Origin of the sequence: Klebsiella sp. K-3 (genome assembly GCF_051207495.1) — a bacterium.
GTDB classification, from domain to species: Bacteria; Pseudomonadota; Gammaproteobacteria; order Enterobacterales; family Enterobacteriaceae; genus Klebsiella; species Klebsiella aerogenes.
This window is the reverse complement of the sequence record NZ_JBPNXF010000018.1, coordinates 43,548-56,243: the sequence shown is the minus strand read 5'-3', so window position 1 is coordinate 56,243 and position 12,696 is coordinate 43,548. Positions and strand designations below refer to the sequence as shown.

Annotated in this window: 14 protein-coding genes; 4 read left to right on the top strand and 10 right to left on the bottom strand. The window is 54.3% G+C overall.

The window, feature by feature from the left end; translation table 11 throughout:
* Window positions 1–52: 52 nt before the first annotated feature.
* A complete protein-coding gene (gene ldtC / locus ACSEMK_RS22810) occupies window positions 53–1,012 on the top strand; it encodes a L,D-transpeptidase LdtC (RefSeq protein WP_271031905.1) in 960 nt (319 codons plus the stop codon).
* Between the two features lie 230 nt (window positions 1,013–1,242).
* On the opposite strand, the gene bhsA is transcribed toward ldtC, so the two are convergent.
* Window positions 1,243–1,500, bottom strand: coding sequence for a multiple stress resistance protein BhsA (gene bhsA / locus ACSEMK_RS22805; RefSeq protein ID WP_045375056.1), 258 nt, complete (start codon window positions 1,498–1,500; stop codon window positions 1,243–1,245).
* Window positions 1,501–1,633: 133 nt separating this feature from the next.
* Between bhsA and ACSEMK_RS22800 the strand changes: the two genes are divergently transcribed.
* From ACSEMK_RS22800 to ACSEMK_RS22790, 3 genes are all read left to right on the top strand, one after another.
* The gene (locus ACSEMK_RS22800; RefSeq protein ID WP_161801890.1) at window positions 1,634–1,753 is read left to right on the top strand and encodes a hypothetical protein; all 120 of its coding nucleotides are present in this window, start codon (window positions 1,634–1,636) and stop codon (window positions 1,751–1,753) included.
* Entirely contained in the window at window positions 1,750–2,385 is a 636-nt protein-coding gene (locus tag ACSEMK_RS22795) for a TetR/AcrR family transcriptional regulator (protein WP_430915495.1), read from the top strand. The genes ACSEMK_RS22800 and ACSEMK_RS22795 overlap by 4 nt, the downstream gene beginning before the upstream one ends.
* Window positions 2,386–2,610: 225 nt before the next feature.
* A complete protein-coding gene (locus tag ACSEMK_RS22790) occupies window positions 2,611–4,800 on the top strand; it encodes a TonB-dependent siderophore receptor (RefSeq protein ID WP_087857989.1) in 2,190 nt (729 codons plus the stop codon).
* A 56-nt stretch (window positions 4,801–4,856) separates the two neighbouring features.
* Here ACSEMK_RS22790 and ACSEMK_RS22785 read toward each other — a convergent pair whose 3' ends face one another.
* The 9 genes from ACSEMK_RS22785 to ptsG form a co-directional block, all read right to left on the bottom strand.
* A complete protein-coding gene (locus ACSEMK_RS22785; protein WP_020079139.1) occupies window positions 4,857–5,396 on the bottom strand; it encodes a glycine zipper 2TM domain-containing protein in 540 nt (179 codons plus the stop codon).
* Window positions 5,397–5,601: 205 nt separating this feature from the next.
* On the bottom strand, window positions 5,602–6,906 hold the full coding sequence (locus ACSEMK_RS22780; RefSeq protein WP_087857990.1) for an NAD(P)/FAD-dependent oxidoreductase: 1,305 nt from the start codon (window positions 6,904–6,906) through the stop codon (window positions 5,602–5,604).
* A gap of 244 nt (window positions 6,907–7,150) precedes the next feature.
* Complete coding sequence (ycfP, locus tag ACSEMK_RS22775; RefSeq protein ID WP_087857991.1) at window positions 7,151–7,693, bottom strand: alpha/beta hydrolase YcfP; 543 nt, start codon at window positions 7,691–7,693, stop codon at window positions 7,151–7,153.
* A gap of 36 nt (window positions 7,694–7,729) precedes the next feature.
* Window positions 7,730–8,740, bottom strand: a complete 1,011-nt coding sequence (gene nagZ, locus ACSEMK_RS22770) for a beta-N-acetylhexosaminidase (RefSeq protein WP_183269023.1) — start codon at window positions 8,738–8,740, stop codon at window positions 7,730–7,732.
* Between the two features lie 23 nt (window positions 8,741–8,763).
* Complete coding sequence (gene thiK / locus ACSEMK_RS22765) at window positions 8,764–9,591, bottom strand: thiamine kinase (RefSeq protein WP_087857993.1); 828 nt, start codon at window positions 9,589–9,591, stop codon at window positions 8,764–8,766.
* Window positions 9,572–10,210: a penicillin-binding protein activator LpoB gene (gene lpoB, locus ACSEMK_RS22760; protein WP_183269035.1), complete on the bottom strand. Its 639-nt coding sequence runs from the start codon at window positions 10,208–10,210 to the stop codon at window positions 9,572–9,574. The genes thiK and lpoB overlap by 20 nt, the downstream gene beginning before the upstream one ends.
* Before the next feature lie 21 nt (window positions 10,211–10,231).
* Window positions 10,232–10,606 carry a YcfL family protein gene (locus ACSEMK_RS22755; RefSeq protein WP_087857995.1) on the bottom strand — a complete coding sequence of 125 codons (375 nt, stop codon included), beginning with the start codon at window positions 10,604–10,606 and terminating at the stop codon, window positions 10,232–10,234.
* A gap of 4 nt (window positions 10,607–10,610) precedes the next feature.
* Window positions 10,611–10,967 carry a purine nucleoside phosphoramidase gene (gene hinT / locus ACSEMK_RS22750; protein WP_087857996.1) on the bottom strand — a complete coding sequence of 119 codons (357 nt, stop codon included), beginning with the start codon at window positions 10,965–10,967 and terminating at the stop codon, window positions 10,611–10,613.
* 257 nt (window positions 10,968–11,224) lie between these two features.
* On the bottom strand, window positions 11,225–12,658 hold the full coding sequence (gene ptsG, locus ACSEMK_RS22745) for a PTS glucose transporter subunit IIBC (protein WP_045393695.1): 1,434 nt from the start codon (window positions 12,656–12,658) through the stop codon (window positions 11,225–11,227).
* Between the last annotated feature and the right edge of the window lie 38 nt (window positions 12,659–12,696).

The window sequence follows — 12,696 nt, the reverse complement described above, 5'->3', positions numbered from 1 at the left end:
GACATCGATTATCTTATAAAAATAACCGTTTGTTTATTGTGGAATTATGGTAATGATAAATATCTCGCGTGTTTCAACCTGGCTTACGGCATTCGCTCTCGCGGCGACGCTGGCCCTTCCCGCCCGCGCCAATACCTGGCCGCTACCGCCGAGCGGTAGCCGGCTGGTCGGGGAGAATCAGTTTCATGTGGTGCAGGATAACGGCGGATCGCTGGAAGCGATTGCTAAAAAATACAACGTCGGTTTTCTCGCGCTGCTGCAGGCTAATCCTGGCGTCGATCCTTATGTGCCGCGCGCCGGGAGCGTGCTGACTATCCCGCTACAGACGCTGCTGCCTGACGCCCCCCGTGAAGGTCTGGTGCTCAATATCGCCGAGCTGCGCCTGTACTACTATCCGCCGGGACAGAATAGCGTGACCGTTTATCCGATCGGTATCGGCCAGCTTGGCGGCGATACTCTGACCCCGACGATGGTCACTACCGTTTCCGATAAGCGCGCCAACCCCACCTGGACACCAACCGCCAACATCCGCGCACGATATAAAGCGATGGGGATCGATTTACCTGCGGTTGTTCCAGCCGGGCCGAATAACCCGATGGGGCATCACGCGATTCGTCTCGCGGCCTACGGCGGCGTCTATCTGCTGCACGGCACCAACGCCGATTTTGGTATCGGGATGCGCGTCAGTTCAGGCTGTATCCGCCTGCGCGATGCCGATATCAAGTCGCTGTATAACAAAATCACGCCGGGCACCAGGGTGAATATCATCAACGAACCAATCAAAGTTTCGGTAGAACCAAACGGTACCCGTCTGGTGGAAGTCCACCAGCCACTGTCCGAACATATCAATGACGATCCGCAGACGCTGCCAATCGTCCTGAACGCCAGCATGAAGAACTTTAAACAGGCGCCGCAGACCAATCAGCAGGTGATGGAAAGCGCGATGGAGCTGCGTTCAGGAATGCCGATCGATGTGACCCGCCATCAGGTTTCCGCCGAGCAAGCCTTGTAATGCATTTCCGAATTGCAGAAAGTAAAAAACCCGCCAGGCACGGCGGGTTTTTTTGTGGCAATCGTCAGCGTCGCTGACGAGGTTTCGCGGGGCGCGGTTCCATGAAGGGGTGTGGACCGCGTCGCGAGAGTGGCATAACAAAGGGAACGACTTTTACTGCTTACTACACGCGTTCTGCTGAAGGGGGTCAGGAACGCGTTTTGTCAGTGGCATGACAGGGGTTACAACATTTATTTATAGATAACCGCGGTACCGTGCAGGGTGTTAGGACCGGTTACCGAAGTAATACGGTAAGAGGTCGCCCCCATCTCGTCGGCTTTCTGCGCCAGCTGATCTTCAAGCGAACCCAGATTGGTGCCGGCGGATGCGGAAACGGTACCGATTTTATGTTGACCTGCTGGGGTGGATTGCACCTCAACAGCGGCGAAACTTGCGAATGAGAGTGAGCTCAGTACGGCGGCAAGTGCCAGTTTTTGGACGTTTTTCATGATTATTATACCTATGCAGATGATTTTTATAGTAGGGTCGTAAGAATTAACTTAACGATCGATAGGTAAATGATAATGTGATCCACGTCACAGGTCAACTCATTTTTATAACGATCATTTAACTATTTATAAAATGCTTAATTTTCATACATATATGAATTATTTATTTTTGGACTTCTGCCGCTGGCAGCATGACACGTTTATTTTTATAATGGCCGTTCAACAACCCAACATAGGTACAACGGCATCATGACAACTGACGTTCAAAGTTGCGCAAAAAAAAGCCGTGGCCGACCTAAAGTGTTCGACAGGGACGCGGCGCTGGACAAGGCCATGACACTTTTCTGGCAGCACGGCTATGAAGCAACTTCGCTGGCCGATCTCGTCGAAGCGACCGGTGCGAAAGCCCCGACGCTGTACGCCGAGTTCGTGAACAAAGAAGGCTTATTCCGCGCGGTGCTGGATCGCTACATTTCCCGCTTCGCCGCCAAACACGAAGCCCTGCTATTCGATGACGCTAAAACCGTCGATCAGGCGCTGCGCGACTATTTCACCGCCGTCGCCACCTGCTTTACCAGCAAAGATACCCCGGCAGGCTGTTTTATGATTAACACCTCCGCGGCGCTGGCCGCCTCGTCAACCGATATCGCCAACACCATTAAGTCGCGCCACGCGGTGCAGGAACAAACGCTGACGCAATTTTTACAGCAACGCCAGCAGCGCGACGAGCTCCCTGCGCAGGGCAATGTCTTGCAGCTGGCGCAGTTTTTAAACTGCGTGCTGCAAGGAATGTCAATCAGCGCGCGCGAAGGCGCTGATTTCGCTACCCTGAAACAAATAAGCGACACTACGCTGCGCCTGTGGCCGCAAATCCTGCAACCTTAATCCCCTACCGGCGGCCGTCGCTCGCCGGTTTTTTCCCCTTCTGCTGAATACCCTTACTTTTCTCAATATTTTCATTATGTTGATTTGTTGTAAATGATATTGATAACGATAATCAATATGTGCAAAATTCGCATTTGTCTTTCTATATGTTTCACGCTGTAACAGCCGCGCCTGTGGCTGAAAAAAATAACAACAGTACTGACTAACTCATATCAAGGAATGCGAATGAACAAGCGCCTCTGGCTGCTCAATCCTCTGCTGCTGGCCACCGCTCTGCCAGCGTTTACTGCGCAGGCTGCCGATGAAGACGATATTATCGTCAGCGCCAACCGTAACCACCGTACCGTCGCTGAGATGGCGCAAACCACCTGGGTGATTGAAGGCCAGGAAATCGAGCAACAGGTTCAGGGTGGTAAAGAGTTTAAAGATGTCCTCGCGCAGCTGATCCCCGGGATAGATGTCAGCAGCCAGGGGCGTACCAACTACGGCATGAACATGCGCGGACGCGCCATCGTCGTGCTGATCGACGGCGTGCGCCTCAATTCATCGCGCACCGATAGCCGCCAGCTTGATGCCATCGATCCGTTTAACATCGAGCATATTGAAGTTATTTCCGGCGCGACGTCGTTATACGGTGGCGGTAGTACCGGCGGTCTGATTAATATCGTTACGAAAAAAGGCCAGCAGGAACGCCAGGTGGATCTGGAGCTGGGTGGTAAAACAGGCTTTGCCAATAGCAACGACCATGATGAACGGGTGGCGGCGGCCGTCAGCGGCGGTACCGATCATGCTTCCGGCCGTCTATCGGTGGCCTATCAGCGCTTCGGCGGCTGGTATGACGGCAACAATGACGCGCTGATCCTCGATAATACGCAAACCGGCTTACAGCATTCAGACCGACTCGACGTGATGGGCACCGGTACCATAGAAATCGATGACCAGCGTCAGCTCCAGCTAGTCACGCAGTACTATAAAAGCCAGGGCGATGATTATGGCCTGAATCTGGGCAAAGATATGTCGGCGGTACTTGGCGAAAGTAAAGCCTGGACCTCTAACGGGCTTAACTCTGACCGCGTACCCGGCACCGAACGTCATTTGATCAGCCTGCAATATTCCGACGCCGACTTCTTCGGTCAGAACCTGGTCAGCCAGATTTACTATCGCGACGAATCGCTGACCTTCTACCCCTTCCCGGCCTTGAGCAAAGGTAAAATAAGCAGTTTTTCCGCCTCACAGCAGGATACCGACCAGTACGGCGCTAAAATTACCTTCAACAGCCAGCCGCTAACGGGATGGGATCTAACCTGGGGCGTTGATGCCGACCATGAAACCTTTAATTCCAACCAGATGTTTTTCGATCTGGATAAAGCGATGGCTTCCGGCGGCCTGAACAACCAGTCAGCCTATACCACCGGCCGTTACCCTGGCTACAGCATCACCAATCTCGCGCCGTTCCTGCAAAGCAGTTATGACCTGAACGACATCTTCACCCTTAGCGGCGGCGTGCGTTATCAGTGGACGGAAAATCGGGTTGATGATTTTGTCGGCTATGCGCAACAGCAGGATGTCGCCAAAGGTAAATACCGGTCGGCTGACGCCATTCCTGGCGGCAAGACCGATTATGATAACTTCCTCTTTAACGCCGGGATCGTCGCCCACATTACCGAACGCCAGCAGACCTGGTTTAACTTCTCTCAGGGCGTCGAACTCCCGGATCCGGGTAAATATTACGGTATCGGCAGCTACGGCGCCGCGGTCAACGGCCATCTGCCGCTGGTCTCCAGTGTTAACGTCGGCGACTCGCCGCTGCAGGGGATCAAAGTTAACTCCTGGGAGCTGGGTTGGCGCTACACCGGCGACAACCTGCGCACCCAACTTGCCGCTTATTACTCGACATCAGACAAAACCATCGTGGTTAACCGCAGCGATATGACCATTGATGTGCAATCGGATAAACGACGCATTTACGGCGTGGAAGGCGCGGTGGACTACTTCGTGCCTGATAGCGACTGGAGTCTGGGTGCTAACTTCAACGTGCTGAAATCGCAAGTAAAAACTGATGGCAGTTGGCAGAAGTGGGACGTCACCCTGGCCTCGCCGTCGAAAGCCACCGCCTGGGTCGGCTGGGCGCCGGACCCGTGGTCGCTGCGTGTGCAAAGCCAGCAGGTATTTGATTTAAGCGATGCCAGCGGGAATAAACTTGATGGGTACAACACCGTCGATTTTATCGGTAGCTATCTGCTCCCGGTGGGTAAACTGACCTTTAGCATCGAGAACTTGCTGAATGAGGATTACGTCACCATCTGGGGACAGCGTGCGCCGCTGTTGTATAGTCCAACCTATGGCAGCGCCGGGCTGTACGAATATAAAGGCCGCGGCCGGACCTTCGGCCTGAACTACGCGTTAACGTTCTGATAAAAAAAGCCCCTCAGCCTGAGTGAATGAGGGGCTAATAGCTTAAAACTGCTATTTTACGCTTTGTTATTCAGAATCAGCTGACCGTTGCTGTCCAGCGGGATTTGCGCCCCCGGCTGGTGGTCCATGCGGATTTTGCCCTGCTGGTCGCCGATTTTATAGGTGACGTCATAACCGAGCATTTTTTCCGACTTATCGTAGACCGTCTTACAGCGCTGCTGGGTAGTGGTATAGGTGTCGTTATCCTGCATTGAGCCCTGAATTTGGTTGCCGGCATAGCCGCCGCCTAACGCGCCGACAACGGTCGCTACGCTTCGACCGCGACCGCCGCCAAACTGATGGCCAATCACGCCGCCGGCGACCGCGCCGAGAACGGAACCGGCAATACGGTTTTCATCCTGAACCGGGCGACGATGGGTAACGGTCACGTTACGGCATTCCTGACGCGGCGTTTTTATGCTTTCTTTTATTGGCGTACTGGACACCACTTGCGCATATTGCGGGCCACGATCTAATACATTGAGACCGGCAACGGCGGCGACGCCCAACGCGGCGGCAACGCCAATCCCAATACCCGCCAACATTGATTTATTCACGGGAGTTCCTCCTTCATTGCTGTTACTAGCAATTCTGCGTTCTGCTCAGGGGGTATGCAAATCAGAAAGCGGATGAAAAATGCGGGAACCTACGGCAAATCAAGGGGATTCAGAGGATTCCTAACAGGAATTAGCGATTCTGGCAGAAGGATATGCTGTGTTTTCAGGATAGCGCCGCGATGACGCTATCCTGATTGCCTGCCGCTTAGTGCAGCTTGAGACGCGGACGAATGATGCGGTTAATACGTCCTACCAACATCATCAGGCCGGTTTTGAAATAGCCGTGTAACGCAATCTGATGCATGCGATACAGCGAGATATACACGAAGCGCGCAATTCGCCCTTCAACCATCATCGAGCCGCGCATCAGGTTGCCCATCAGGCTGCCAACGGTGGAGTAGTTCGACAGCGAGACCAGTGAACCGTGATCTTTATAGACATACGGTTTCAGCGCTTTGCCTTTCATCTGCGCCAGAATGTTATTCAGCGCGCAGGTTGCCATCTGGTGCGCCGCCTGGGCGCGCGGTGGGACAAACCCACCTTCCGGGCGAGCGCAGGAGGCGCAGTCGCCGATGGCGTAAATATCCGGGTCACGGGTGGTCTGCAGCGTCGGCTCCACCACCAGCTGATTAATACGGTTGGTCTCCAGGCCGCCAATCTCTTTCATAAAATCAGGCGCTTTGATACCCGCCGCCCACACCATCAGGTCGGCATCAATAAACTGCCCATCTTTAGTGTGCAGGCCGTTAACGTCTGCGCTGGTCACCATGGTCTGCGTCAGGACACGTACGCCAAGCTTAGTCAGTTCATTGTGCGCGGCGCCGGAAATGCGCGGCGGCAGCGCCGGAAGAATACGTTCGCCGGCTTCAACCAGCGTCACGTTCAGCGCTTCGTTGGTCAACCCTTTATAGCCGTAACTATGCAGCTGTTTCACCGCATTATGTAGCTCAGCCGACAGCTCAACGCCGGTGGCCCCGCCGCCGACGATAGCGATATTGACCTTACCGTTCGCACCGAGATTTGCAGAATACTTGAGGAACAGGTTGAGCATTTCCTGATGGAAACGGCGCGCCTGGTGCGGGTTATCCAGGAAAATACAGTTTTCCTTCACCCCTGGCGTGTTAAAGTCATTGGAGGTACTGCCCAGCGCCATTACCAGCGTGTCGTACGGCAGCTTACGCTCCGCAACCAACAGCTCGCCTTTCTCGTTACGCAGTTCCGCAAGGGTAATGGTTTTCCCTTCGCGATTGATATCCACCACCGAGCCTAACTGGAACTGAAAACCATGGTTGCGCGCATGCGCCAGGTAGCTCAGCGCGTCAACGCCTTCATCCAGAGAACCGGTCGCCACTTCGTGCAGCAACGGCTTCCACAGGTGGCTATGGTTGCGGTCCACCAGCGTAATTTTCGCTTTTTTGCTGCGGCCCAGCTTTCTACCCAACTGAGTAGCCAGTTCCAGTCCGCCGGCACCACCACCTACAATAACGATTCTTTTCAATGGCGTAGTCACAAGACCCCCTAAAATTATTAACCAATTGTTAATTAAAAGTTATTCAAATAGCTCTTAGTTAACAATAGGTTGCAGCGATGAAACCATTCAGCAGCACCGAGAATAGCATGAACGGAACATTGGTCATACCAAAATTGATGTGCATCAAGTTTTACCGCATATTTTTTAAACGAACAACGTCAATTATGGACAAGAAAAAGCCCGCGGCGTTTGCACGCTGCGGGCTGATTATGACAAAACAGGATTAGCCGAGGGTCTTAAAAGCCTTTATTCGCTGCAGGTGCGGTGAAAGACTTTTAAATTTGTGAGTCTGTTCTTCATCCCAGATGATTTCGTAATAATGATGCAACAAGTCAGCCGAACGTTGGCTATCCAGCGCCTCATCATGGCGTGATAGCACTACCAGGCAACGGTCGCGATTTTTTTCACGGAAGTTGTTCACGCACTTGGTGGCGATATCCTGATACTCCTCCGGCCTGTCGATTTTCCCTTCCATGTTCTCGTGAGGGAACAGATTCGGGTTGAACACGGCCTGGCGAATATCGCACAGGAAACCAATCCTTTCCGCCCAGTAGCCACCTAACCCGACACCGCATATCAGCGGCCGATCGTCGGCATTGAGCTGCAGCATTTTGTCGACTTCCTTCAACAAATGCTGCATATCATGTTTTGGATGGAGCGTACTGTAGCTAATCAACCGCACGTCCGGGTCGATAAACTGCAGCTGCAGCACCTTTTCATGGTTACCGGGGCTGTTAGAGTCAAAACCGTGTAAATAGATAATCATCGTATCCTCACCAGACAACAACGCCCTTCAGGTTAATTACGCAGACTTCGCTTCTTGCCAGCGCGCATGGAGCGCCTCCAGCTGTGCGCTGACCGTCTGCCAACGCGCGGAATCTCGCAGTTCCTGACGGGTAAATGAACCTTTATGATACAATTTTGTAACACGCTCTGCTTTGATCGGGGACAGGTTATCCAATACGCTCACCGCGCCTTTACGATTATTGCAGACCAGGATCATATCGCAACCGGCATCGAGCGATGCCTGTCCACGTTCAGCATAGCTGCCCATGATCGCCGCCCCTTCCATCGACAGGTCGTCAGAGAAGATGACGCCGTCAAAGCCCAGCTCGCCGCGCAGCACCGTCTTCAGCCAGTATTCTGAACCACTGGCCGGGCGCGGATCGATGTCAGAGTAAATCACGTGCGCCGGCATAATCGCATCCAGCCGTTGCTCATCGATCAGACTTTTGAACACCGCCATATCTTTGGCGCGGATTTCCGCTGCCGGACGCGGGTCAAACGGCGTCTCTTTGTGTGAATCCGCCGTCACCGCGCCGTGGCCCGGGAAGTGTTTACCGGTGGATTTCATGCCGGCGGCATGCATACCGTCGATGAAATGACGCGCCATCGCCAACGCTTTTTGCGGGTCTTCATGCCAGGAGCGTTCACCGATCGCGGCGCTGATATGGCCGACATCCAGCACCGGCGCAAAGCTGATATCAATATCCATGGCGATCATTTCGCTGGCCATCAGCCAACCGGCCTCAGCGGCGAGTTTACCGCCCTCTTCCACCCCCAGCAGAGCGGCAAAAGACTGCGCAGCCGGCAGGCGAGTAAAACCTTCGCGAAAACGCTGCACGCGTCCGCCTTCCTGATCTACCGCCACCACGAGATGATTACGCGAGGCCTCGCGGATTTGACGTACCAGTTCACGCAATTGCGCCGGATCGTGGTAGTTGCGGGTAAACAAAATTAAGCCGCCGACCAAAGGATGAGCCAGAATCTCACGCTCTTCCGCATCCAGTTCAAAACCTTCGACATCCAACATTACCGGACCCACACAGACCTCTCTTATCCTTTATTTTCTATTTTTAGCTGACGCCATGTCGCATCCGCCAGCGTAATAAATTGCCGGTCGCCGCTCTGCTGCCAGCGCCGTTCATACCATCCCGCCATCAGCATGAGCACCCACGGTCGCCAGCGTTGTATTTGCCGCCGCAGCTGACGCTCATCAAGATGCGCGAGCCGTGAATAGGCTTTAAGCAATTGACGACGCGTAGGGGCATCGCACCATACCGCCGCCAGTTCCAGTGCGATATCGCCGTCTCCGGCATACTCCCAATCAATCAAGCGCAGCCCGTCGTCGCGGTGAATTATATTGCCGGCGTGGACGTCCATATGCAGAGGCGCCAAACGCAACGGCTGTGGTTCTCGCCGGCGTAATAACCGTTTCTGCCAACGTAACCAGAAAACCGTACGCCTCGCCGGATCGCACTGCTGCCAGTACAATTCAAGCAACGGCGCCAGCTCGATACGCCAGCCAAAACGCGGCTGTTGATGCAGATGATACAATAACTCGGCAAGCGAGGGGCATTCCGGCAGCCCGCTTTTCACTTCCCCTGTGCAATACTCCACCACCATCCAGCACGGCGAAAAGAACACCGGCGCCGGGGAAAGGGTCGCGGGAAGGCGCTGAAGCACGCGGTACTGGCGTAGAAAATGGCTGAGCGGCGCCAGCGGATCGTGTGGCTGGCGCAACACCAGCCGACGAACGCCATCGCTGATAATACAGCTGCCGCCGCTAAGACCGTTTTCAGTCAGCGCGGCGACAGGCGAATAGCGGGGAAAAAAGCGCGACAAGAGCTCGTCGCGCGTTAGCTTATTGTTGCTGAACCGCACCTTTGCCTGACCAGATAATCTCGCCGGACTGCACCAGCATCAGTTGCATTTTCAGCTCCGGCGCGTTGACGTTGCCGGTGGCATTCGAATACAGCACATACTGAGCGCCAACGGTGCGCGCAATTCCCATCGCTTTGCTGCGGCTGCCGAGACTATCCTGCGGCGAAAGACCTAATTGTTGTTTCGCTACGGAGAGCTGCTGCGAGGAGACCAGCGTAAACTTGCCGTTGCCCGCCAACGCGTTGCGCAGCGCGGAGGTCGCTTCGGATGCGTTCAGCGATCCGTTGGTACGGTTGTTGACGCTATCCACCAGCAGAATACTACCTGCGTTCACGCCGCCCGCCTGCAGCATCTGACCGACCATCGGTTGCACAGCGGCGTCCCAGTTATAGTGGCGAACGCGCGGCGCGGGCTGGGACGGCTGCGAAGGCTGTTCACTGCCGTGTTCGATTGGACCCGGCTGCGTTGGCACCGTCGGCACGGCAGGTACCGTCGGCTGCGGCTGCGCAGGTTGTTCCGGCTTCGGCTTGGCCTCCTCGACTGGCGCAGGTTCATTTCGTTGCCCCACACAGCCTGCCAGGAATATCGCCAGTGCAGTGATTAACGCATAGCGACACATTTTAATCATTATGATGACCTCTTAGAGATAAAGATAAAGACGGGCTTTGTGCGCCCCGAGAATATTGGCACTGCCGTAGAGCACCACGGACGAGTGGGCTGGAACCGTCACGCTTCGCGCAGGTTCCAGCGGATGCATCTCCAGCCCATGGGCGTCATACCAGAAGAAACGGTAGTGCACGGTTATGGGCTGTTGCCGTTCATTAAATAATCTTGAGGTAGCGGTGGCCTGGATTTCCGAGGCGGTGACCGACGGCGGATCGGCGCTGATACCCGCCGCCAGAACGCTGGATTCCATCACCAAAGTCTGCTGTTCGCCAACCGGAATTTCCGGGCGCGAGCTACATCCGGCCAGTAGCGCCGTCAGAATCAAAACGCCTGAATAAGCAGCGCGCATCGGTTTAGCCTTTATGCGCCAGCATCGGGCCTAACGGACGACCGCCCAGCAGGTGCATATGAATATGGTAGACTTCCTGGCCGCCGTGGCGGTTGCAGTTAACGATAAGGCGGTAGCCGTCATCAGCAAGGCCTTCATCACGGGCAATCCTGGCCGCGACGGTCATCATACGGCCCAAAGTCAGTTCGTGCTCGGTAGTGACGTCGTTTACGGTCGGAATCAGGATATTCGGGATAATCAGAATATGGGTCGGCGCCTGCGGAGAGATATCGCGAAAAGCGGTGACCAGCTCATCCTGATAAACAATATCCGACGGGATTTCCCGGCGAATGATTTTGCTGAAAATCGTTTCTTCTGCCATGACTGATTCCTTATTAGTTTTATACCGTGCTCCGGCCTGCCTCTGCAGATAAACACGAATGCACAGGATCAGCTAAGAGTATGAGCGACTTCCTCCCTCTCTTTCAACCTGAATGCAGTTTTTCTTATTCAACTATAGACTTAGCTGCTGAGGGAATAAGCATTTCTCCCCATTTTCCGGATATTGCCAAACAATGACCAGAATACCGACGTAAAAAAGGCAGCCATTTGGCTGCCTTAGTCTCCCCACACTACGTCTTAGCTGTTGCGGATGTATTCATCCATTTCGGTTTTCAGGTTATCGGACTTGGTACCGAAAATGGCCTGAACGCCAGAACCTGCAACAACTACGCCAGCAGCACCCAGTTTTTTCAGACCAGCCTGATCAACTTTCGCTACATCAGCCACGCTCACGCGCAGACGAGTAATACATGCGTCGAGGTTAGTGATGTTCTCTTTACCGCCGAAAGCAGCAATCAGAGCCGGGGCCATTTCACTGGTAGCGGCGCCTTTGCTGTCTTCTGTTGCATCTTCACGACCCGGCGTTTTCAGGTCCAGCGCTTTAATCAGCACGCGGAAGACGACGTAGTACACGATCGCGTAGCAAATACCGACAATCGGGAACAGCCACAGTTTGCTGCTGTTGCCGGACAGAACGATAAAGTCGATCAGACCATGAGAGAACGAAGTCCCGTCACGCATACCCAGCAGGATACAGATCGGGAATGCCAGCCCTGCGAGAATCGCGTGAATGATATACAGGATCGGCGCTACGAACATGAAGGAGAACTCGATCGGCTCGGTAATACCGGTCAGGAACGAGGTCAGCGCAGCGGAGATCATGATACCGCCGACTTTGGCGCGGTTCTCTGGTTTAGCAGAGTGCCAAATCGCGATAGCTGCAGCCGGCAGGCCGTACATTTTGAACAGGAAGCCGCCAGACAGTTTACCTGCAGTCGGGTCGCCTGCCATGTAACGCGGGATGTCGCCGTGGAACACCTGGCCTGCAGCGTTGGTGTATTCACCAATTTGCATCTGGAAAGGTACGTTCCAGATATGGTGCAGACCAAACGGTACCAGGCAGCGCTCAATGAAGCCGTAGATACCGAACGCCACAACTGGGTTCTGGTAAGCCGCCCATTGAGAGAAGGTCTGGATGGCGGAACCGATCGGCGGCCAGATAAAGGACAGGATCACGCCGGTGAAGATAGCAGCGAGACCAGAGATAATCGGCACAAAGCGCTTGCCCGCGAAGAAGCCCAGATATTCAGGCAGCTTGATACGGTAGAAGCGGTTGAACATGTAGGCTGCAATCGCACCCGAGATAATACCGCCAAGCACGCCGGTATCAGCCAGGTGTTTCGCTGCGATTTCCTCAGCAGGTAAATGCAGAACCAGCGGCGCGACTACCGCCATGGTTTTCACCATGATGCCGTAAGCTACGACTGCAGCCAGTGCGGATACACCGTCGTTATTGGTGAAGCCAAGCGCAACACCGATTGCGAAGATCAGCGGCATATTGGCGAATACTGAACCGCCTGCTTCTGCCATGACGTGAGAAACCACGGCTGGCAGCCAGCTGAAGTTGGCAGAACCGACGCCCAGCAGGATACCTGCGATAGGCAGTACGGATACTGGCAGCATCAGCGATTTACCGACCTTCTGCAGGTTAGCAAATGCATTCTTAAACATAATTGAGAGTGCTCCTGAGTATTTGGTACTTTTTTTAC